Origin of the sequence: Paenibacillus physcomitrellae, assembly GCF_002240225.1 — a bacterium.
In the GTDB taxonomy this organism is placed as follows: Bacteria; Bacillota; Bacilli; order Paenibacillales; family Paenibacillaceae; genus Fontibacillus; species Fontibacillus physcomitrellae.
On the sequence record NZ_CP022584.1, the window covers coordinates 3,794,760 to 3,816,512 of the forward strand.

General features: G+C 52.5%; 16 protein-coding genes. 9 read left to right on the forward strand and 7 right to left on the reverse strand.

Going from position 1 to position 21,753, the window contains the following annotated elements; all coding sequences use genetic code 11:
• Window positions 1-390: 390 nt before the first annotated feature.
• The gene (locus CBE73_RS17095) at window positions 391-1,671 is read left to right on the forward strand and encodes an S-layer homology domain-containing protein (RefSeq protein ID WP_094095256.1); all 1,281 of its coding nucleotides are present in this window, start codon (window positions 391-393) and stop codon (window positions 1,669-1,671) included.
• Between the two features lie 444 nt (window positions 1,672-2,115).
• Complete coding sequence (locus CBE73_RS17100; RefSeq protein ID WP_157739607.1) at window positions 2,116-5,046, forward strand: DUF5704 domain-containing protein; 2,931 nt, start codon at window positions 2,116-2,118, stop codon at window positions 5,044-5,046.
• Between the two features lie 289 nt (window positions 5,047-5,335).
• Here CBE73_RS17100 and CBE73_RS17105 read toward each other — a convergent pair whose 3' ends face one another.
• The gene (locus CBE73_RS17105) at window positions 5,336-5,947 is read right to left on the reverse strand and encodes a superoxide dismutase (protein WP_094095257.1); all 612 of its coding nucleotides are present in this window, start codon (window positions 5,945-5,947) and stop codon (window positions 5,336-5,338) included.
• A 551-nt stretch (window positions 5,948-6,498) separates the two neighbouring features.
• On the opposite strand from CBE73_RS17105, the gene CBE73_RS17110 reads away from it, so the two are divergent.
• From CBE73_RS17110 to CBE73_RS17135, 6 genes are all read left to right on the forward strand, one after another.
• On the forward strand, window positions 6,499-6,930 hold the full coding sequence (locus tag CBE73_RS17110; protein ID WP_094095258.1) for a GNAT family N-acetyltransferase: 432 nt from the start codon (window positions 6,499-6,501) through the stop codon (window positions 6,928-6,930).
• Between the two features lie 162 nt (window positions 6,931-7,092).
• Entirely contained in the window at window positions 7,093-8,859 is a 1,767-nt protein-coding gene (queG, locus tag CBE73_RS17115; RefSeq protein WP_244905501.1) for a tRNA epoxyqueuosine(34) reductase QueG, read from the forward strand.
• A complete protein-coding gene (locus tag CBE73_RS17120; protein ID WP_094095259.1) occupies window positions 8,856-9,893 on the forward strand; it encodes an HD-GYP domain-containing protein in 1,038 nt (345 codons plus the stop codon). Before queG ends, CBE73_RS17120 begins: the two co-directional genes overlap by 4 nt.
• A 91-nt stretch (window positions 9,894-9,984) precedes the next feature.
• A complete protein-coding gene (locus CBE73_RS17125; protein ID WP_068700042.1) occupies window positions 9,985-10,221 on the forward strand; it encodes a YneF family protein in 237 nt (78 codons plus the stop codon).
• 52 nt (window positions 10,222-10,273) lie between these two features.
• A complete protein-coding gene (folE, locus tag CBE73_RS17130) occupies window positions 10,274-10,867 on the forward strand; it encodes a GTP cyclohydrolase I FolE (protein ID WP_068700044.1) in 594 nt (197 codons plus the stop codon).
• Between the two features lie 118 nt (window positions 10,868-10,985).
• On the forward strand, window positions 10,986-11,933 hold the full coding sequence (locus tag CBE73_RS17135; RefSeq protein WP_094095260.1) for a lipoate--protein ligase family protein: 948 nt from the start codon (window positions 10,986-10,988) through the stop codon (window positions 11,931-11,933).
• Window positions 11,934-12,098: 165 nt separating this feature from the next.
• On the opposite strand, the gene CBE73_RS17140 is transcribed toward CBE73_RS17135, so the two are convergent.
• Together CBE73_RS17140 and CBE73_RS17145 are read right to left on the reverse strand one after the other, a co-directional pair.
• Complete coding sequence (locus tag CBE73_RS17140; RefSeq protein ID WP_094096380.1) at window positions 12,099-13,328, reverse strand: Fe-Mn family superoxide dismutase; 1,230 nt, start codon at window positions 13,326-13,328, stop codon at window positions 12,099-12,101.
• 79 nt (window positions 13,329-13,407) lie between these two features.
• Window positions 13,408-14,364, reverse strand: a complete 957-nt coding sequence (locus CBE73_RS17145) for an alpha/beta hydrolase (protein ID WP_229752850.1) — start codon at window positions 14,362-14,364, stop codon at window positions 13,408-13,410.
• Between the two features lie 322 nt (window positions 14,365-14,686).
• On the opposite strand from CBE73_RS17145, the gene CBE73_RS17150 reads away from it, so the two are divergent.
• Window positions 14,687-15,430, forward strand: coding sequence for an IclR family transcriptional regulator (locus CBE73_RS17150; RefSeq protein ID WP_094095262.1), 744 nt, complete (start codon window positions 14,687-14,689; stop codon window positions 15,428-15,430).
• A gap of 72 nt (window positions 15,431-15,502) precedes the next feature.
• Here CBE73_RS17150 and CBE73_RS17155 read toward each other — a convergent pair whose 3' ends face one another.
• The 4 genes from CBE73_RS17155 to acnA form a co-directional block, all read right to left on the reverse strand.
• Window positions 15,503-17,227 (reverse strand): alpha/beta fold hydrolase, encoded by a 1,725-nt coding sequence (locus CBE73_RS17155; protein ID WP_094095263.1) that lies wholly within the window; start codon window positions 17,225-17,227, stop codon window positions 15,503-15,505.
• 51 nt (window positions 17,228-17,278) lie between these two features.
• Window positions 17,279-18,391, reverse strand: coding sequence for a DUF1648 domain-containing protein (locus CBE73_RS17160; RefSeq protein WP_094095264.1), 1,113 nt, complete (start codon window positions 18,389-18,391; stop codon window positions 17,279-17,281).
• Window positions 18,388-18,795: a GntR family transcriptional regulator gene (locus tag CBE73_RS17165; protein ID WP_094095265.1), complete on the reverse strand. Its 408-nt coding sequence runs from the start codon at window positions 18,793-18,795 to the stop codon at window positions 18,388-18,390. The genes CBE73_RS17160 and CBE73_RS17165 overlap by 4 nt, the downstream gene beginning before the upstream one ends.
• Window positions 18,796-19,016: 221 nt before the next feature.
• Window positions 19,017-21,734, reverse strand: coding sequence for an aconitate hydratase AcnA (gene acnA, locus CBE73_RS17170; protein WP_094095266.1), 2,718 nt, complete (start codon window positions 21,732-21,734; stop codon window positions 19,017-19,019).
• Window positions 21,735-21,753 lie beyond the last annotated feature (19 nt).

Genomic DNA, 21,753 nt, shown 5'->3' on the forward strand with positions numbered 1-21,753 from the left:
GAATCCTCGTCTGCGATGCGAGACAAAGATACGGCTATTTTCCTATAGTCAAAACCTAGTAAGCAAGCTATAATACAAGAACAAACTAATTACCCAATATTATCCATGGTGAAGAACACCTCCGGCACAGGCATCGAACTGCCCGGGGTGTTCTTTTTGCGTTTGGGCAGATTTTTTCTTGAAATTACATAGGAAACAGTAAGTTGGGATGAAAAGCGAAGGAAGGGGCTGACGATCCGAAAAGTAGAAGATTAGGAGAATAGAAGATTAAAAGAACAGAAGAGCAGAAGAATCAAGTAGAGGGAAAGGGAGCTTGTATCGGTTTCATGTCTTGAGTTCTAAAGAAGAAGGAATGATTAAGCATTAATAGACAAAAAGGAGATTAGCTTGATGAAAAAGACGGTTTTAACGGTATTAGTAATTGGAGCATTAGCCGCCGGGAGTTTAGGGAGTTATGGCAAAACCTCAGCAGCGGGCAGCACAGATTTTAGAGATGTACCTTCGAGTCATTGGGCGGCTTCTGCCATACAGTCTGCTGTGACGGCAGGTTATTTTAAAGGTTATGCCGACGGAACCTTCAAGCCGGGAGCAGCGGTCAGCAAAGCGGAAATGGCAGCAATTTTGGGCCGGTTAAGTGATCAGCCGGTGGACTCCTCTGTCAGCAGCCGGTTTACCGATGTTCCAGCATGGGCTGAAGAAGGCGTGAAAGCAGCTGTGCAAAAAGGGTTTATTGACCCGGCTGCCTACAGCAGCGGGAAGCTGAACGCCAATGCCCCGTTATCCCGGGGGGAGCTGGCGGTTTGGTTAACGAACGGACTGGCGAAGGTCAATGCCGATTACGGGACTGCGCTGAAGGACGTGACCAACACCGTTGTGCCGGCCAAAGAGTATTTTACAGGTAATCTGCCTGCTGCCCAGAAAAATGCCGTGGCTGTGGCTATGGGGACGAGGCTGATGAGTGTCGGGGAGGACAAGCAGTTTGGAATTGACCGGACCACGACTCGTGCAGAGGTGGCCGTGCTGCTAGCACGTTATGAAGCAGCCGCTCATAAGCAGCCTGCTGATTTCCAGGGTTTGCAGGAACTCCGGGAAGTGGGGCTGACGGGGACGAATTTGAAGGTGATTGCTCCGAAGTATAAGGTAATTCCTCGGGAGATGTTTACTTATTACGATGATAGTTATTATGACAATGCTAAGATCACTGATGATTTTTCAAAGGTAAGGAATAAAGAGTTAGTTACCGTAACTAACTATGCTGATGTTAAGGTGAAGAATTGGATTGTTATTAGTCCTTATGCTACTGGGGAACAAAGAAGTATTTATTACCCAGTGTTTCTTGATGAGGGGCAAAACAATTTGCTTAGAGGAGACTACTACTCTTTTCCCGAGTTCGATATGACGATTAAAGGAACTATGACTGCTCTCCAAGCGGGGAGTCTTATCCAATCACCGACAATTGACGCTTTATTTTCCCCAAGATCAAAAGCTTCCTCAGCTTACTCTATTTCTAAAATAGATGATTATAATGTTGGATTTGGAGCAGTATTTAAGGACAAGAACCCAGCATACTGGGGAGAGGGTCTTCTTCACTTTGACAAAGCTCTTGTTCCCGAAGTAAAGCTCACTTCCAAAGACGGGGTTAATTATTGGGTGAGGTCAGAAAATAAATAATAAGGGTGTAATTGATTGACAAGAACAAATAGATGTAGAAAGTGCTTGTTACTTTTTTTCTCTCTCTGTTTCTCAATAATAATGCCAGTTTCTATAGCTCTAGGAGTAGGAGGGCCGGGGAAAAAACCGCCATTACAAGGAACTTATTTTGAACCTGCTGCCCCCACAAAGTTACAGAAACGAGTCATTCCGGTTGAAGGTTACGGAACAACAAATTTGGGTGTTTATATCTATCAACTGGATAACTTATCTTGGAGTGTTGATGGTGAGTGTAATGGACAGAGATTGGCTAATAATAGTCAAACAAATAAGCCTGTTTCGTCTACAGTCTGTGTGGACTTAGATTTAAGCGCACCGAGTTATTTACCAGGTGAATACAGAAATAGCTCGGATCAGATAGTTTCAAAAGCTGATATTACAACAACGTCAGAACTTCCTTACTATATGGATAATGACAAGCATAATCAAGCTGGAAGGCCGCTCCTAATAAGTGTAGATTCATTTACGGGTAAACGAGTCAGATTCACAGTCCAAATTGGAGGGACTATTGAGCCGACAAACTATGAAGTCTACAACTCTCCTAAATTTAAAGCAGACTACAGATTCAGCACCGACATCTACTGGAGAGCCCTTGCCGAAACTACTAAAGAAATCAGTTTAAGTAACGGCGGCCAACTAGCCACCGGCGCAACCAAACAGCTGAACGCTGCTGTCCGGACCCAAACAGGGGACGGCAACTTTGGCCCTGAAACCAACGTCAACACGGGAAGCGGCGGCCAGACGACCTGGACGTCGTCCAACCCGGCGGTTGCTGCGGTGAGTCCCTCCGGGATGGTGAGCGCAGCAGGCAAAGGAACAACGACGATCACGGTCTTATGGGTGAAAGACGGATTTCAGTTGACCACCAGCACTACCGTCACGGTTGGAGAGGATCCCGGAAACGGGGGGAATCCCCCCGGCGGGGGCGAGCCTATCGGCAGCTGTACGTATACCGTAAGCAGTCCTGCAAGGGGGACGGTTTCCTCGGGGTCTGCACTGGAGCCTAACGCAAGCGGAGTGCTGAAGGCCGACAGCCGAGGGACCGAGCAATTCGACGTCCTGAGAGGGATTCCAACCTCCGAAAGCCTCTACGCCAACGTGCTCGGCAAAAGTTATCTTTTCCAAAACAAATGGGTTAACATGACGGGAACCGTCACCTATACCGTTCCCGTAAGCAAAACGTACCATAAAACATGGACCATCCCCGGCGAACCGGGGAAGGAACCGGATGATCCCGGCAAACCGCCGGAGCCTCAGGAATCGACAGAACAGGTCGAGCAGACGGTCACCATCAAACGGGATTACAGCTATTGGATCATCGATCATCTGGAGATTTACAAATTGGCCGATGCGTCAGTAGCCAATTATGCGCTTGGCGGTTACGGAGGATCGGTCACGTTAAGTCCGTCTGGTTATACCGCCCCGGCGGTAACCACACAACATGATTCCAGCGTGGACGCTCATGGCCATCCAGCTTCCTGCAGTGCGATTGATCTGGGAACCGAGGAGGTATCCGGTGGGGAGAGCGAGCCGCCTACTCCGCAAGAAGGCGCGTTGTTCCAATCTCAAGCCGAATCGAGCATCCAGCAGATTGAAGTTAAGAATGACCAGGTTGTTTTTAACGGCGCAACGATTATGAACAATGCCCGGCCGAGCCCATCAGCTCCCACCCCCGGCGCTATTCCCCAGCCGGGGCAAATCAGCCAGAATGTGCTGTATCGATCGGGCTTGACGGTCAGTAAGAGCGTGACCAACCGATCCGGTAACCCCACCACCGGCACCCTGCGCTACAGCCTTCTCCCCGGAAACATCAATGGAGGATCGGACAAAACCTTCCCCATCACCGGGATGAACAGCGTTACGGTTCACACACCCGTAGTGATGTATCCAGGGATTTCGGATGACCAGGCGCACAACCAGCGGATTACGCCAAATGCCTCCCGTGCGGCGCTGATTCTAGACCGGCCGTTTACGGTGAAGTTGCCGACGAGCGGCCAGCATCAGCAAGCTCCCGGCTATGGCAACCGGGATTACGGCAAATATACGGCGAACAAGCAGGTACTGTTTCCGTTCGACGTTTGGAACTCAGGCAGGAGCCAGTATATCCAGGCCCATACATGGATCGATATTCCGGTCGGGCAAGAGCAGGTCACCTTTCAAATGCCAATCTGGGTCGATGAAGGCAACTATACGGTTTGGTTCCGGTCTATAGCCGAAAATGCACCCTCCGGCTTCAGCGGACAGACAGCCGCCAATTTAGATTTGACCCACCATGCGGCCATGAACAGCCTGGACGTTGAGGTTATTGGCCGGCTATACGATTTCCGGGTCACAGATATTACCGATTACAACTGGGAAAAAGTCTTCCGCACCGAAATCGACAAGCTGATGTCCTCCGGCGCGGCCTATTGGGTGGGTCTAAGAGGGATTGACGGTGAACCGCGCGGCAATATTTCCCCGTTCAAGCTGCCGGTTCATCCGGGCAGTCACCCGGATTCAGCCTACCGCAATGTAGCGGTTAAAACGGGATATACCTTCCGGTTTGATTTGAAAACGAAAGGCAATATGTTCTCTGCTCAGGACAGCATCCGGATTACGCCGTCCTTTGATTACGTGAGCACTGACGGCAGCGTACGGTTTCCGGTGGATCTTTATTACCACAGCGGGGATCAGCATTTCATCCGGATTGGTTCAAAGGAAGACGAGGTCAGCCGGGGCGTTGTTTTAAACGAGCCGATGAGGAATGTGCCGGATACAGAACTCGTCGATACGGCTTTATACCATTATGACCACGATTATACGTTCGGCCAAATCTCCGGACTGAGCAGGGAGGCTTTTGTCACGCGGTTTATCGGCGTGTTCGCCAAACGTCCTGTTAGCGAAGGAACATATCATGGGCTTGAGTTAACGGAAGGACTGCGTACGTTGGCAGGTCCTAAGAGCGCTGTTCCTTCTTCGGTTGCTCCGCAGCGGGCGCTAGCGGCTGTACAGAAGTGGTACGGCGAGTACAGCCTTCCGGCCGGGGTTTATGTCGCCAAGCAAGGGACCAATCTGGCGGAGTACGGAAGAACTCACGCCGGGATTTCGGAGCATGCGGATATTTTTCTGAACAACGGCTACATCATCGTCCATTTCGATATTCAGAGCCTCGCGGCAGGGCAGCCCCGATTAAAATATCTGCAGACCCCGCTCATGAACCAATGGCGGCTTGAAGGCTTTGAAGAGCAAGCTTTGGATGCGGAGGGGCATATCTTTAAGCTGAAGGATGGGGACGTGATCTTCTACGATGCCCGTCTGTCCAGCCGGGATGATTTCCAGTCCACCGTAACTCATTAACGGATTTGTGATTCAAGCCTTGAACCAGATGGCACCACAATAGTATAGCAACAGCTGCAACAGCACCCCCACAGCACGACAACAGAAACACAACAGAAACAACAGCAGCACGACAGCCGCACCAGATAGACACAGCACAACAATAGCAAATAAACAAGAAACAGCCCTCATTCCTTTTCAGGAATGAGGGCTGTTTCTTCTGAAGGCATAGCCGAAATTCCCAGCTGAGGGGTTAGCCGTTTATTCGTAAGCAGTATGGCTGCATCAGCTGCCATGCTGCTTGCCAATCTTAACGTGCTGCCAGATAACGTTTGTTGACTTCGTCCCAGTTAATCACATTCCAGAACGCGGCGATATAATCTGGACGTTTATTTTGATATTTCAAATAATAAGCGTGCTCCCAAACGTCGAGACCAAGGATCGGTGTCAGGCCTTCCATCAGCGGATTATCCTGGTTGGGTGTGCTGGTTACGGCCAGTTTGCCGTCTTTACCGACTACGAGCCAAGCCCAGCCGCTGCCGAAACGGGTGGTTGCTGCTTTAGTGAATTCTTCCTTGAATTTATCGAAGCCGCCCAAATCGCTGTCGATGGCTGAAGCAACCTCACCGGAAGGTGCGCCTCCTCCGTTTGGACCGATTACCTCCCAGAACAAGCTGTGGTTGGCATGACCGCCGCCGTTGTTACGGACAGCTGTGCGGATATTTTCGGGAACTGCGCCAAGGTTAGAGATCAGATCCTCAACACTTTTGTTTTGCAAATCCGGAGCGCTTTCCAGCGCGTTGTTCAAGTTGGTTACGTACGTATTGTGATGGCGGTCGTGGTGAATGTTCATGGTTTGCTCATCGATATGAGGTTCCAGTGCGTTTGCAGGATACGGCAGAGCCGGTAATTCATGAGCCATTTCGAATACCTCCCGGGCATTGAATTAGATTGTATGGCCAAACCCCTTAGAATAGGGAAAAGGCCTTCATTATATTACCCGAATATGGCAATTTCCAAACAGCAGTAAGACGTATTTACCATAATTCTTCCAAAATAATGAGAAAAAATTAAATGTAGGAGCCAAAAAATGAAGTGGAAATTTACGGGATAGGGAGAGTCGGCCGCATAAGAGAAGGGAGCTGTTAAACGAAACCTCCATATACAAGCGGCTATTAAAAACGGGGCTAATTCAGGGGTTCGTCATCTGCAAATTAATAGAATGTAAAAATATTAATTTTCTATAGTTTCCCTATTTAACACAAGGTTAATTATCACACAAAATGTAAGCGTTTAATATAAAGCGCTTTCAGAAGAAAATGCGTGTAATCGCGAGATAATTGTGGTTTAATTACTAGTGAAACCGATATTTATCGGTTTTTGTCAGGATTTCCGGACATTGATTTATGTAAAACCCGTCCTGTATTTTTACATAAGTCTATCATCATGCAGAAGAAGAGGGAGATTACAAGCATGCGGGTTCGTTCCTTTCAATTGAGTGATGCTACTCATGTAACAGAACTTTTGCAGGTGTCGTTGTCTGAAGAGTGTTACGAAGATACCAGACGAGCTTTTGCAAGACAGCTTTCTTTTGATTCCGAACTGATAATGGTTATGGAAGAGGAAGCTGGGATTATCGGTGTCTTGATCGGCACGATTGATCAGAACCTGGGCTGTATTTACCGGGTTGCCGTTCATCCTGAGCATCGCCGCCGCGGTGTCGGCAAAGCGCTTGTACAAGCCATGGAGCAGCGTTTCCAGCAGCGCAACGTAAATAACATTGTGGTTGCCGGTGACGAGCATAACAAAGCTGCCATGCCGCTGTATGAAGCGATGGGCTATGCGGGCCGTATGCTTGAAGCTTTTCAGAAGCTGAGCATTGCCGCCGTACATTCTTTGTCTTAGATACAGAAGCATAAAGCTATAGAACTTAACCTGTTTTTTCTTCCGTTATAGCATATCTTCCATCCGTTGCAATCGGTGTGGAGATATGCTTTTCTATTATTATGGACTTTATGAACAAATCAAGAGGTGATTGCTTTGAACCGGCAAAATCCCCAAATTCAATTGAATAAGAAAAGCGATTCTGCGGACTGGGGATGGCTGAAAGAGGAGATCAAATCGGCAGCCTTTGAGCTGGGGATTGACGGGATCGGATTTACGACGGCCGATCCGTTTTTGTCTTTGAAGCCGATTCTGGAGGAGATTCGCGAGAAAGGATACGAGTCCGGATTTGAGGAGAAAGACATCGATAAGCGGATAGATCCCAAGCTGACTATGGCTGAAGCCGAGTCTATTATAGCAATTGCAGTGGCTTACCCATCCAAAATGATCAATCCGCCGAAATCCGAGCCCGGCAAAACGAGGGGCATTTTGGCCAGATCGGCATGGGGCAGAGATTACCACACGGTGCTGCGTGAAGCGATGGATAAGCTGGCTGATTTTATTAGAGAACGCGTTCCGGATGTTCGGATCGAAAGCATGGTCGATACGGGTGTGCTGAATGACAGGGCGGTCGCCCAGCGGGCCGGAATTGGTTTTAGCGGGAAAAACGGCCTCATCATCTCCCCGACCTGGGGCTCCTGGATTTATCTGGGCGAGATGATTACGAATCTGCCCTTTGAGCCTGATCCTCCTTTACTGGAGGACTGCGGGGAGTGCACCAAATGTCTGGACGCCTGTCCAACAGGCGCGCTGCTTGGCGACGGGATGCTTAACGCTCAGCGCTGCGTTTCTTTCCTGACCCAGACCAAAGGGTTCCTCAGTGATGAATTTATGCGCAAGATCGGCAATCGCTTGTACGGCTGCGATACGTGCCAGATGGTCTGCCCGAAGAACCGGGGAAAACATTGGGATCACCGGCCTGAGCTTCAGCCGGATCCCGAAATTGCCAAACCGCTTCTGCTGCCGCTGCTGGATATCAGCAACCGGGACTTCAAAGAGCGGTTTGGATCAAGCGCCGCTGCTTGGCGAGGCAAGAAACCGATCCAGCGAAATGCGGTAATTGCGCTCGGCAACTTCAAAGACCGCGCTTCCCTGCCGAAATTAATAGAAGTGCTGCTTCGTGATCCGAGACCGGAGCTGCGGGGAACGGCAGCATGGGCGATCAGCCGGATTGGAGGAGAAGAAGCCATTCAAGCAATCAATGAGGCGCTGGAAAGCGAACGGGATGAAATGGTTTTAACCTATATAAAAGAAGCGCAGATGCAAACGCAAGGACAACTGCAAGATCAAACGCAAGGACAACCGCAAGATCCAACGCAAAATCAAACCCAGGATCAAACACAAGGTCAACCGAGCGATGAGGGGGTCTTGGATGAAGTGTTTTTTTACGAGGAAATGTCCTCACCCATCGGCCCTTTAACTTTGGTCAAAAGCTCGAAAGGCTTATGTCTGATCGAGTTTGGCGAAGTTGAGGCTACCCTGGAGATGACGCTGAAATGGGCATCGAAACAGCACCCGGAAGCAAAGCTGGTTCGCTCTTTCGATGAGCTTCAGGAGACTGTAGAGCAGCTGAAGGGTTATTTTTCCGGGGAACGGACAGACTTTGCTCTGAAGCTCGATATGAGGGGAACGCCGTTTCAACTGAAAGTATGGCAAGCGCTGCTGGCTGTTCCGTACGGGCAGACGGCCTCTTACAAGGAAATTGCCGAGCAAATCGGACAACCTAAGGCGGTTCGCGCCGTGGGTGGAGCCAACAATCGGAACCCGCTGCCTGTTGTCGTGCCCTGCCACCGCGTTATTGGTGCTAAAGGGGCCATGACCGGATATGCCGGGGGGCTTGAGATCAAGGAAAGCCTGCTCGCTTTGGAGCGGCAGAGGAACAAGGCATGAAGTACGTCACGATCGAAGATATAGAGCCAGGCCAAATTTTGGGCAAAACGGTTTATACCGCCAACGGAACAGTGCTGCTATCTGCCGGGATGCAGCTTACGGTCTACATGATCAGCACATTGAAACGGATTGGCGTGACCGTGTTATATATCGAGGATCAGCTGTTTGAGGATGTGGAGCTTGAAGAGGAAGTGGTCAGCCCCAAGCTTAAGCAGGCTATTTTCAGGGAGATGTATGAGCTCTCTCAATCTTTGAAATCCGGCAAGGATTTTAACACAGCGTCGATTGCTACAAACGTGGATATGCTGCTGAACAGCGTTCTGGAAAATAAGGATGTTGCGCTGCATCTCGCTGAAATCCGCACTGCGGACAACGCGGAGTACATTCATGCGCTTAACGTCTGCCTGATTTCCTCCATGATTGGCATCAATATGAAGCTGAATCCGTCCCAGTTAAAGGAACTGGCCATCGGTGCCCTGCTGCACGATATAGGCAAGGCGGTGCCGGAGTCCAGAGTGCCTTTGGAAAAAGGGAAGGAGCATCATACCTGGCGGGGTTATGAGATGCTCCGACAGAAGAGGGAATGGAGCCTGCTTGTGGCCCACATTGCCCTGCAGCATCATGAACAGCTGAACGGAAGCGGCGAGCCCCGTGGCATAACCGGGGATGCTATTCACCAGTATGCCAAAATCGTCGCGGTAGCCAATACCTACGATAACCGGATCAGCGGGAATCCGCTAACGGGCATCCCGCCAATGCTTCCACACGAGGCCTGCGAACAGCTCATGGCCGCTTCCGAGCGGGAGCTGGACCGGGATATTCTGGTGGAGTTTATGCGGATCGTATCGATTTATCCCAACGGTACTTCGGTTCGGCTATCCACGAAAGAGACAGGTGTCGTCGTCAGGCAGCACCGCGGTCTGCCAGGCCGTCCCGTCATCCGTATCGTGCGCAAAACCGACGAAGATTTGGAGATCAAGGAAGTAGATCTGTCCAGCGAAACGACGGTATTTATTGAAGCGGTTCTGTCGTAAATTGCATTTGCTACTGCCGGACAAAGAATGCTATTATAAAATCTAGTGCTCAGCACAATTAAGAATTGATATTACAGGGGTGGCTTAACCAATGTGGGATTATATTATTCCGATTATTACACTGATTGTCGGCCTTGTCGGCGGATTCGCCATTGGCGTATTTTACCTGCGTAGACAATTGACGAAGATGCAAAGTGATCCGCAAATGCTGCAGCAGATGGCCAAGCAAATGGGCTACAATTTGAACGGCAAGCAGATGCAGCGCGCACAGCAAATGATGAAGAACCAGCCTATGCCGAAGCCTGGAGCAGGCCGGAAGAAAAGATAAATAGACAAGCTCGGCTGTTAACTGGAAAGCTGGGCATAAGGGGGCAAGAACGATGGCAGGCGTTAAAGACTATTTGAATACACAAGTCGGGAAGAATCGGGAGCAGATCGAGCATCATATCCGCGAAATTCTGAAACTGGTAGGCGAAGATGTGGAGCGCGAGGGCCTTCTGGATACCCCGGCTCGTGTAACCCGGATGTATGAAGAGATTTTTGCAGGATACGAGGTGGATCCCCGCGATGTACTAGGTGTTACGTTCGAGGAGAACCACGAAGAACTCGTTATTGTCAAAGACATCGTATATTACAGCCAATGCGAGCACCACATGGCGCCTTTCTTCGGAAAAGTGCATATCGGATACATCCCGAGCGGCCGTATCGCCGGACTCAGCAAGCTGGCTCGCCTGGTTGAAGCGGTTACGCGCCGTCTGCAGGTTCAAGAGCGTATTACTTCGCAGATTGCCGACCTGATGGATGAGGTGCTGAAGCCTCAAGGCGTTATGGTTGTCGTCGAAGGTGAACATTTGTGCATGTGTTCCCGGGGCGTCAAGAAGCCGGGCAGCAAAACGGTTACCTCCGCGGTGCGCGGTACTTTCCGCACGGATTCCGCATCCCGTTCGGAGTTTTTGTCCCTGATCAAGGGCTAATCCGTTACGAAGCGGATCAAGAAGGTCTTGCCTAATCAGGCAGGGCCTTTTTGTGTGGAGATCGAGAGTAACGGAGAGAAGCAGAGTGAGAGCAAAGGAGAGAAGGAGAGTGAGCAAAATGGAATTGACCGGCGGCGGCAATTCTTCCGGCACTTCGGGCGAAAAGTTCGCCAAGCAGGCTCTGACGATTGTGGAAGCCCCGCTTCAGGCAGGTGAGGATATTCTGGATCCGTTTGCGCGGGAGGAATATTATTGTAAAAAAGTTGGCGAAGGCTCACCGCCTCTGCTGCACATCTGGCGTCACCCGCAGGCGATGGTGCTGGGCCTGCGGGACCGCCGGCTGCCGGGGGCACCGGCAGCGATGGAGCGGCTGCGGAGCGAAGGCTGGTCGGTCTGTGTCAGACCGTCCGGCGGCGCAGCCGTAGTGCTGCATCCGGGGGTGGTGAATGTGTCGCTGATTCTCCCGCATCAGCCGGGAGAACTGAACATTCACCGTGATTTTGCCCGGATGGCCGGGTTTATCAGCGGCGCCGTGCAGCCGTGGTCGGGGGACGCGGTCGCCGGCGAGATCGCCGGCGCCTTCTGTCCCGGCGACTACGACATCAGCATCGGCGGCCGGAAGTTTTGCGGGATCGCCCAGCGCCGGCAGCTGAAGGCGTACATCCTGACCGCTTTCGTGATCGTAAGCGGCAACGGGGATGAAATGGCGGGGTTTGTCCGCCATTTCTATGAAGAAGCCTCCGCCGGCCGGCAGGAAGGCTTCCCGGTAGTGACAGGCGGCACAATGGCCAGCCTGCAGGAATTGGCCGGCGTGCCTTCCGCCGAAGCGTTTATCGCTTCGCTGAAGCAAACGGCGCTGCGGGAGTTCGGCGCGGTTGATGCCGCCGATGCTGCTGCATCAGCGGCATCAGCAGCATCGGCGGCATCAGTGGCGCCAGCGGCGTCAGCGTCGGAAGCCGCTGCAGGATCGGCGGCTGTCGGCACCGGCGTACCGGCCGGCTTCGAGGTGCCGGCCGATACGCTGGAGCAGCTAAAAGCCACCATGCGCAGCCGGTACGACGGCTGATCAAGGCTGGCAAGAGCACAGCCCCAGAAATCAGAAAGCCCATGACCTCTGTTCCCAGAGAGCATGGGCTTAAATCCGTTTCCGGGCTTTTCAAACGTAAGCCGCCTGTTTCCGCCGGTTTGTCGGTTTGTCGTTACGCCAAAATGGCAGATCTGGACGACTCCCTTAAAAAGGCTGCCACTGAAGCTGGCGGGCGTGCTTGAAGCGTTCAAGCACCGCAGGCCAATAAACGACGTTCCACCAGTCCTTGATGTAATCGGCGCGTTTGTTTTGATGCTTGAGATAGTAGGAATGCTCCCATACGTCGATCGGCAGCAGCGGAACAACATCCCACTGGGACAGGTTCTGGTGTTTCTCGGCCTGCAGAATTTCCAGCCGGCGGGCGCGAGGGCTCCAGACCAGAATCGCCCAGCCGCCGCCCTCAACCTTCTCCGCGGCTTTGGAGAACTGCGCGTGGAAGGCTTCAAAGCTGCCGAAGTCGCGGTTGATCTGCTCGGCCAGCGCTCCGCTTGGTCTTCCTCCGCCCTTCGGATTCATCGTATCCCAGTAGATGGTATGCAGATAATGCCCGGCCCCGTTAAAGGCCAGCTCGCGCTCCCAATGTTTGACGAGATCGAAGTTGCCGGTTGCGCGGGCTTCCTGCAGCTTTTTCTCAGCTTTATTCAGATCTTCTACATAAGTTAAATGGTGTTTGTCATGATGAATGCGAACTGTTGCCTCATCGATATGAGGCTCAAGCGCGTTATACGGATAAGGCAGCGGCGGAAGCCGGTGACCGCCAATCGGCACGGCGCCGTCCTTAACGCGTTGACCTGGGGACAAGGCTGCTTCTGCCGATGCCTGCTCTTGAGCCTCGCGTGTGAGCTGCTGATCCAGCTTGCGCGAGTAGAACTCATTTCTTGGGTTAGGCTGCAGATGGTAAGGGTCCGAGGCAGGTGGAACCTGGGAGGCCGCCTGGGAGATCAACCCCGGCTGGTTGAGCGTCTCCAGAACGGCCAGGAAATACTCGGATTCCCGGATGATATGCAGCAGAACCACTTTGGCCAGCGGCACGCTCTGTACCGCCTGGGATTGCTCCAGAATCGCATCCAGCTGACGAATCCATTCCTGAGACTGGCGGAAAGCTGCGGCGAGCAGGCGTTCCGTCTGCTTGACCAGCTCCTCGTTAGGCTGACTCTTCTGGGGAGCGGACAGCGCGTACTGCAGGAGCGAATCAGCGGCGGATTCCGTGTCACCGAACACCTTGGCCCAGTCGTCCAGCAGCTTGACATAGACGGGCTCCAGAGACGGGACGATCGCTTTTATAACATCAACATGCTCTTTCTCCTGCTGCTTCCAGAACCGGATCTCCTCCAGCACACGGATCGGCAGATAAGGGCCATAAACGAATAACATGGATATAAAAACCCCTTCCGGCATATATTCTTATTCCAGAATTATGCGAAGAAGGGGTTGACCCATGCCTTTTTAAAGGTTAATTGTTAGCGGGTTGATCAAGTGAGGCGTTTACCTGCCCCAGGAAGGTGGACACCCGGCGCAAATATTCCCGGGAATGCTCGCGGAAGATCAGCTCATGGTGCGCCCCCTGCACAATCCAGACGCCGGAAATCGGGTTGGTTTGGTTGGCGGCAAGCTTTTCCGCAATGGGATAAGGGGCTTTCTCATCCTCAGTACCGTGAATGAAGTAGATCGGGAAAGGATAATCCTCTTTCTTCACTTCTGGGTAAGGAATTTGCCTCAGGCTTGTGCCGTTCAGAACCGGGAGCAGCATCTCCAAAATTTCCAGTGAAGGATGCTCCGGCAGCGGCAGGTGCTGCTTCAGATTGTGATACAGCGTATCCGGTTCAAGCAGGAATGTGCTGTCCAGAATCATGGCGTTCACGTCATGCGTTTGGAGCCCGGCCTGGAGAGCCGTACCTGCTCCCATCGAAAATCCCCAGACAATGATTTCTTTAGCGCCTTTCTGCTTCACGTACTGAATGGCGCCAAGCAGCTGCTGCGCTTCTTTCTTGCCTCCTGTAGCCACTTCCTTGCTGTTCTGCGCGGCAAAACCGTAATCAAACATCAGCACATTGAAGTTAAGCTGGTGAGCAAAGTGGGCCAGATCGTACATCGGAATCCAGGATTCCTCACGGTTGGCGCCATACCCGTGGCTGAATACAATCGTTTTGTTGGAGCCGGCAGCTGGAATGTACCATCCGTGTATCGTACGGCTGTTGTCGAGCGCCTGAAAGTCTACGTCTTCGTAGGCCATGCTTTTGGCCAGCTTCGGATTGGAATACAGCGGCGCAACCGTCGGATTGGACAGCACCCAGGCAATAAATCCGTGCAGGACGATAAAGCAGAAGATAAAGAAAAAGAGTATGGACAATCCCAAAGCGATCAGGACATGTTTAAGTTTTATGAATTTGGCTGGAATCCAGGGGCCCATTTCCGTACCGGGACGAGAATCGATCTCCGGCCCGCGGCGGGTGGAATCTCTTCGGTCTGCAGTTTTGTTCATGGAGTCCCTCCTTGTGATGCAGGTGTTCAGGTGCATAGATGTATAGATATATAGGCGTACCGTCGAAGCGGAATTTGTCGAATAAAAGCGCTTTATGCTTTTTAATATTAGTAATCGTAAGCGTGGGGCGTCTTAAAGTCAATGCCAAACCGGCATTTGCCAGGATATATGAGTTATAGACGGATTTGCCGGCAGCGTTTATAATTTATGTAACCATGTTTCATAGTGTGAAACGAAGAGGTGTTGGAAGATGGAAGACCGGAAACTAACGGTGCGCGCTGTTGAACGGGCGCTTGATATATTAATGTGTTTTACCCAATCGGACGAGATGGGGCTGACTGAAATTGCTGCAGCGATTTCCCTGCATAAAAGTACGGTGCATCGTCTGCTGACTACCCTCGAAGAACGGGGGTTTGTGATCCGTGACAAGGCGACGGAGAAATACCGGCTGGGTATGAAGATTTGGGAACTGTCGGCCCATTTGACCCATAATGACGATCCTGCTGTACTGCTGCTCCCGGGTATGGAGAAGCTGAGAGACACGCTTGGTGAGACCGTCAGCTTATATTTGCGGGATGGCAGCGACCGTTTGCGGATTCAGGCCGTACAAAGCAATCAGGCGATTCGGCGCGTGGCTCCGGTGGGCGCAAGGCTGCCGCTTTATGTCGGGGCGTCCAGCAAGGTGCTTGTAGCTTTTGAAGAAGATGCTTTTATTGATGCTCTGTTAAGCAGTCCGGATTGGCCGGTGTCCGTGGATCGGGACCAGTACCGTGCCCAGCTGGAGCAGATCCGGAAGCAGGGATATGCTACCAGCTATGAAGAAAGGGAGCCGGGGGCTTCCGCGGTCGCTGCGCCGATCTTCGGGCGTTCCGGTCAGCTGGCCGCAGCCCTTTCTGTTTCGGGTCCGGTCAGCAGGCTGAACCGGGACAATTTGGAGGAGCTTGGTCCGGTATTGGCAGAAGCTGCACGGGAGATGGGGTACATGCTGCCTTAAACGACAAAAGCGCAAAGACGGCATCAGGTCGATTGGACCGTGCCGTCTTTGTGCTTTTATTTAGATATGGGTTTATTGCCCATCAGGCTTAGCTTCTTTAATCCAATTAGCGATGTCCTGAAGGATGGCCTCGGATACGTGGGAAGGGAGCATATATTCATCACCTGTCGAGAGGGTATTGGTTTCGGCCAGCAGATGATTAACCTTTGGATAAGATTTAAATACGACGTCCCGATGATCGGCAAGGGCGGTCTGCCAGCCTTTGAACTCGCTCATTGGCACCTGCCAGTCGTTCTCGCCCTGCAGAATGAGCATCGGCCCGGTCTGCTCTTTGGCTAACTCGGTCGGTACATAATCCCTTTGCTCATACCACCAGTAAGCCGGAGGAATGGGGAAGCTTTCCGGCAGGTGATCGACGGAATATTGCGGGTCGTTCACAAGACCGGCGATTTGTTTCCAGACGGCTGCCTGCTGTTCGTAAGGGGCAGTATCCAGGCCCAGCGACTCGATACGTTGCTTCAGCTCCTCCTGCTGGAGAACGGCCACATCGATAAAGCTGGAGCTTGGCGCGGAGAGCAGAATGGTCCCCGCAATCTGATGGCTGCCAGAATCGGCTGCTTTGATCAGCGGCATGGCGAAGCCGCCCTGGCTGTGTCCGGCCACATAAATCCGGCTGCTGTCGATCTCCGGTACAGAGGCAAGCAGCTGCACGGCTTTGAGGGCATCGTCCACGGACTCGTCTTTTAAGGTGAAGTTCGGTTTAGCGGCAACCTTGAAAGTATGCTCATACGTAACCTTGTCATATCTGAGTGTGGCGATGCCTTGGGCTGCAAGCCCCACAGCCAGATCACGGAAGGGTTTGGCTCCATAAGCACTGGAATCGAGATCCTGTGGTCCCGAGCCGTGCACGAGCACGACTGCCGGATAGGGGCCTTCGCTGCTGCTGCCAGTCGGCAGAGTCAGGACGCCGGGGAGGGCATATTCTCCGCTGCCGATCGTCACCTCTTGCTCCGTATAGCTGGCGGCGTCGTCATATGGCGCCTTCTGATAGGTATCCGGCGTTTCGGTCGCCAGATACAGATCGTCCACTTGACCTGCAGGGTTCAGCCGGATGGTCACGGTAAAAGGTGCCACGGCCGCCTGAACCCTGTAAACCACGTTTTGATGCACGGCATTTGCCGTCTGCGATTTAAGCATGACGGCACCAGCTTTGCCGTATATCTGCTCATAATTGCTCCATAAGGACTGGAACTGTTCGGGGGATACGGCTTGCTGCAGAGCCGGACTGGCGAGCTGATAAGCCTCTTGACCCGAGCCTGCGGAGAGCAGGTGCATAAACTGGTCCGCAGCTTTCGTTGCTGAAGAAGCCTCCGTTCCGTCTGCAGAACCTGCTGCATTTCCTGTCCCCATGTTTCCTTTTAATCCAAATATATCACGCACCCAGCTTTCGGACACCCTCGTTTGGCCATTTCGGAATCCGGCAGGACCTGACTGGCTGTAGGTGATCTGCTTCCCGTTGAAGCTAGCTTCACCCGATGCGGGGAACAGCACCAGGCTTTGGCCGCCAAGGGTTAAGGTTACACTTTTGTTCGCGGGATTCCAGTCAACTTGAATGCTGAGGGATCCCGCAATATCCCGTACCGGCTTCAATTCGGGTTTAGGATAGGTGCTCTCGGAAGCGGGGGTGTTCTGACCGGCTTCGGCTGCCTGCGCCTCGGTCAATCCTGCGGCAGGCAGGATAAGACCTAAAGCTAGGGCGGCAGCGGATGCTTTTTTCGATAACAACTCATTCATCATGACAAGATTCCTCCAATTCACGGATAAGGATTTAGAGAATTTCAGCGCTCACTAGGAAGTAAAAACAAGCAGCAGGGCAATGATGACGAACGGGGCAAGCACAAACACCCAGGCCAGCGGCCGCGCGAAGTTGACGGTCCAGCCGATGCCGACTCTTTTTTCGATAAACAGGGAAGGGTCATTCGGGTTGTAATATGTGCTGCCTCCAAGCTTCCAATGCCGGTCGTCGTCGACGGGAACCGCTGTAGGGTTGCCCCCAGCTCCGGATTTCCGGGCGAGCCGGGTTCCGCTTTGTCCGGTGGAGAAGGACAGCCAGATCGAGCCGGCTATGATCAGGATAGGGACGGCAAGGGCGACGGGGAAGATCCATTTCGGGTCAATGGAGTAGATCATCGTCAGCTGCATGAAGAAGAACAGCATCACCAGCAGGAGGCTCATTGCAAAATTAAAGACAGACCAGCGGCGGCGGAAGGCTGCGTTCGTCCGGGACGATTCCTGCGGATCGGCCGGGTTCAGCTGCTGCTTGGATTTGTAAATAATAAAGTTAATGAACAGAAGCAGGCCGGTCATAAAGAGCTGAAGCAGGTTGGGCAGCAGCAGGAGGCGGATGGATTTGTCTTCCATGCGATCCACGTTACCGTTTAGGTCATAATGCATCGGGATTTGCTCCGGTATCCGGTCGTATTGAGCGAGAGCGAACACCGCGCATGCGATAATGACCGCCAGGTGGATCAGGTACCATTTGCCGGACATGACCAGCCGCTGCTTGCGGAAAGAGGTGTCCAGAGACAGCGCTGTTTTACCCGGTGCGGGGGCTGCGGGCAGTGAGGCCTTTAAAGCTTTCATTTTGCCGTAAAAATACAGATGCAGCGCAAAAGTGCCGATCAGTAGGACGATTGCAAAACCCGCAATGGCGATTCCTAATGTGTTCCCGTTCATCTGAATGGCAGCAACCCCGAAGGCGATACCTAAAATCAGGCAAAATGCCGTACTCAGCAGAGCATAACGTTTACGCATGTCCGCGACAGGCGTACTGTTCCATACCTCCTCGCTGATGGTAATGCCGAAGCTGATCGTCCTCCGGGTTAAATAAGGAAGCGCGATCTGGAGCAGGGAGATCGGGATGAAGATCAGGCAGAACAAAGCGACGTTAATGGTGTTCATGGCGTAGGCTCCTTTCCTGGTGGGGCAGATGAAATTTGTTCATACAGCTGCCGGGCCTGGTGGAGCAGATCGTCCAGATTCATCCCCCGCAGAATAGACTCGGCGATAATCGGCCGCAGCTGCTCCTGCTGTTTGGTCATAAATTCAGGCGTTAAGCCCGGCAGACCGTCCGGTTGAACGACAACGCCTTTTTGCCGGTGGATCTGGATATACCCCTCCTGCTTGAGCAGGGTGTAGGCTTTATTGACGGTGTGCAGATTGACCCCAATATCCGACGCGAGATGGCGCACGGAAGGAAGGGCCTCGCCGGGCTTCAGCCTGCCGCCTGCAATACCTTCGATAATTTGGTTCATGAGCTGTGTATAAATGGGGACATCAGACTGCATGTCGAGCTGAATGATCATGGCGGGAATCACCGTCCTTTTTGTTTTAACTGTTATACTACAAATATAACAGTTAAAACAAAGGGAGTAAAGGGGGGGAGTTATCAATTTGAGGATAAGGCACGCTAAGAAAAAGATAAGAAAAAAGAGAACCCAGTGAATTATGCGGGGTTAAACAAAACAAGGCCTTCCGCCGCAGGGAAACATCCCAAACGGCCGAAGGCCTTGTTGATTAACGATGATTAAACGCCTACTTGAATCATTTGGCGCAGCACCGTTTGCAGGATGCCGCCGTTGTGGTAATAATCCACATCCACCATGCTGTCCAGACGAGCGGTAACCGGGAACTCGAACTGGGTACCGTCGGTGCGGGTTGCAACGACAGTCAGGACTTGACCTGGTTTCACGTCATTGCTCAGACCGAGAATATCAAACGATTCGGTTCCGTCAATGCCGAGGCTCTTCCAGCTGTTTCCTTCCTGGAACTGAAGCGGAAGAACGCCCATACCGACCAGGTTGCTGCGGTGAATCCGTTCAAAGCTTTCAGCGATGACAGCTTTAACGCCCAGCAGGTAAGTACCTTTTGCTGCCCAGTCACGGGAGCTGCCTGTGCCGTATTCCTTGCCGGCGATAACCACCAGATTGTCGCCTTCGTTTTGATACTTCATGGACGCATCATAAATGGACATCACTTCGTCCGTCGGCAGATACTTCGTTACGCCGCCTTCAGTACCTGGAGCCACCTGGTTGCGGATCCGGATGTTGGCGAACGTACCGCGCATCATCACTTCATGATTACCGCGGCGGGAGCCGTAGGAGTTGAAATCCTTGCGGGCAACACCATGGTCGTTCAGATAAGTGCCGGCCGGGCTGGACGGCGAGATGTTGCCTGCTGGAGAGATATGATCCGTTGTTACGGAATCGCCGAGCAGAGCCAGCACGCGGGCTTTGCGGATTTCTCCGATATCCTTCAGTCCGTCCGCGATATGGTCAAAGAACGGCGGATTAGCGATATAAGTGGACTTCTCATCCCATTCGTACAGTTCGCCTTCCGGAACAGGAATGGAATTCCAGCGTTCGTTCTGCGTAAATACATTCTCGTATTTGCTGCGGAACATTTCCGGGCTGACGGACAGGCCGATCGCTTCTTTGATTTCCTGCGAAGAAGGCCAGATGTCTTTCAGATAAACTGGTTCGCCGGCCTGGTCATAACCAAGCGGTTCCGTCTGCAGATCGATGTTGACGGTTCCGGCCAGCGCATAAGCAACAACCAATGGAGGGGACGCCAGATAGTTGGCTTTCACCTGAGCGTGCACGCGGCCTTCAAAGTTCCGGTTACCGGACAGAACGGCAGCTACAGTCAGATCGTTGTCGGCGATAGCGGCGCTGACTTCGTCAGGCAGCGGGCCGGAGTTGCCGATACAAGTTGCGCAGCCATAACCCGCTACGTGGAAGCCAAGCTGCTCCAGCGGGCCGATCAGCCCGGCTTTCTCCAGATACTGCGTTACGACGAGGGAACCAGGCGTCAAGCTGCTTTTGACATAAGCCGGTTTGGTTAAGCCGCGTTCTACGGCTTTCTTCGCAAGCAGACCTGCGCCCAGCATAACGCTCGGGTTGGAGGTGTTCGTACAACTGGTGATCGCCGCGATGACAACGGCGCCGGTGCCTAGCAGGCTTTCACGTCCGTCCGGATGTTTGACCTGAACCTTCTCGACGATCTTCTCGTCGCTCAGGCCATAGCCGCCTTTGTCAACCGGAGTACGGATAATATCGTTAAAATTCTTCTTCATTTCAGTCAGCTCGATCCGGTCCTGTGGACGTTTTGGGCCGGCCAAGCTTGGCACTACCGAAGCCAGATCGAGTTCGATCAGATCAGTAAACTCAGGATCTGCGGTTTCGCTGGTGCGGAACATGCCTTGTGCTTTGTAATAAGCTTCGACAAGCGCAACCTGCTCATCGGTGCGTCCAGTGCTGCGAAGGTAATTCAGCGTTTCGCCGTCAACCGGGAAGAAGCCGACTGTAGCGCCATATTCCGGTGCCATGTTGGCAACTGTTGCCCGGTCAGCCAGACTGATGTTGGCAAGGCCTGGTCCGTAGAATTCTACGAATTTGCCGACGACGCCTTTCTTACGCAGCATTTGCGTTACAGTCAGCGCAAGGTCGGTTGCCGTTGCACCTTCAGCAAGACTGCCGGTTAATTTAAAGCCGATGACTTCAGGTGTTACGAAATAAAGCGGCTGACCAAGCATGCCGGCTTCGGCTTCGATACCGCCAACGCCCCAGCCGACAACACCAAGACCGTTGATCATGGTCGTATGGGAGTCCGTTCCGACCAGGGAGTCCGGGAATACAACGGTTTCGCCGTCGATCGTTTTGGTGGCTGCAACGGAAGCCAGGTATTCCAGGTTGACCTGGTGCACGATGCCCGTAGCTGGAGGAACGGCGCGGAAGTTATTAAACGCCGTTTGCGCCCAGCGCAGGAAGCGGTAACGTTCTTCGTTCCGTTCAAATTCAACATTCATGTTGTATTCGAGCGCTTCCGGTGTGCCGAAAGCGTCTACCATAACGGAGTGGTCGATAACGAGATCGACGGGAACGAGCGGATTGATCTGCTTCGGATCTCCTCCGGCTTTCTTAACCGTATCCCGCATTGCCGCAAGATCCACGACAACAGGTACGCCGGTAAAGTCCTGCAGGACGATACGAGCTGGAATAAACGGAATCTCTTTGTTATCATCGCGGCCTTCCGCCCAGCTGGCGATTTGCTTCACGTGTTCATCGGTAATGGCACGTCCGTCGAATTGACGGATAGCTGCTTCAAGCAGCACTTTAATGGAAAAAGGGAGTTTGGAAACGCTGCCTAAACCTTGCGCCTCCAAGGATTTCAAATCATAGTAACGGTAGGTTTTGCCCCCAACTTCCAGCTGGCGGAGGGCGGAGAACTGATCGTTCAATGGCATATGCTTTCCTCCTGAGTTT

Bases quoted from the DNA above. Each gene is read 5' to 3' on its own strand.
- CBE73_RS17155 (WP_094095263.1), bottom strand. From the start codon at position 17,227: ATGATGAATGAGTTGTTATCGAAAAAAGCATCCGCTGCCGCCCTAGCT.
- CBE73_RS17125 (WP_068700042.1), top strand. From the start codon at position 9,985: ATGTGGGATTATATTATTCCGATTATTACACTGATTGTCGGCCTTGTC.
- CBE73_RS17135 (WP_094095260.1), top strand. From the start codon at position 10,986: ATGGAATTGACCGGCGGCGGCAATTCTTCCGGCACTTCGGGCGAAAAG.
- CBE73_RS17150 (WP_094095262.1), top strand. From the start codon at position 14,687: ATGGAAGACCGGAAACTAACGGTGCGCGCTGTTGAACGGGCGCTTGAT.
- CBE73_RS17095 (WP_094095256.1), top strand. From the start codon at position 391: ATGAAAAAGACGGTTTTAACGGTATTAGTAATTGGAGCATTAGCCGCC.
- CBE73_RS17105 (WP_094095257.1), bottom strand. From the start codon at position 5,947: ATGGCTCATGAATTACCGGCTCTGCCGTATCCTGCAAACGCACTGGAA.
- CBE73_RS17120 (WP_094095259.1), top strand. From the start codon at position 8,856: ATGAAGTACGTCACGATCGAAGATATAGAGCCAGGCCAAATTTTGGGC.
- CBE73_RS17160 (WP_094095264.1), bottom strand. From the start codon at position 18,391: ATGAACACCATTAACGTCGCTTTGTTCTGCCTGATCTTCATCCCGATC.
- CBE73_RS17110 (WP_094095258.1), top strand. From the start codon at position 6,499: ATGCGGGTTCGTTCCTTTCAATTGAGTGATGCTACTCATGTAACAGAA.
- CBE73_RS17165 (WP_094095265.1), bottom strand. From the start codon at position 18,795: ATGATCATTCAGCTCGACATGCAGTCTGATGTCCCCATTTATACACAG.
- CBE73_RS17145 (WP_229752850.1), bottom strand. From the start codon at position 14,364: ATGGGCCCCTGGATTCCAGCCAAATTCATAAAACTTAAACATGTCCTG.
- folE (WP_068700044.1), top strand. From the start codon at position 10,274: ATGGCAGGCGTTAAAGACTATTTGAATACACAAGTCGGGAAGAATCGG.
- CBE73_RS17140 (WP_094096380.1), bottom strand. From the start codon at position 13,328: ATGTTATTCGTTTATGGCCCTTATCTGCCGATCCGTGTGCTGGAGGAG.
- acnA (WP_094095266.1), bottom strand. From the start codon at position 21,734: ATGCCATTGAACGATCAGTTCTCCGCCCTCCGCCAGCTGGAAGTTGGG.
- CBE73_RS17100 (WP_157739607.1), top strand. From the start codon at position 2,116: ATGGATAATGACAAGCATAATCAAGCTGGAAGGCCGCTCCTAATAAGT.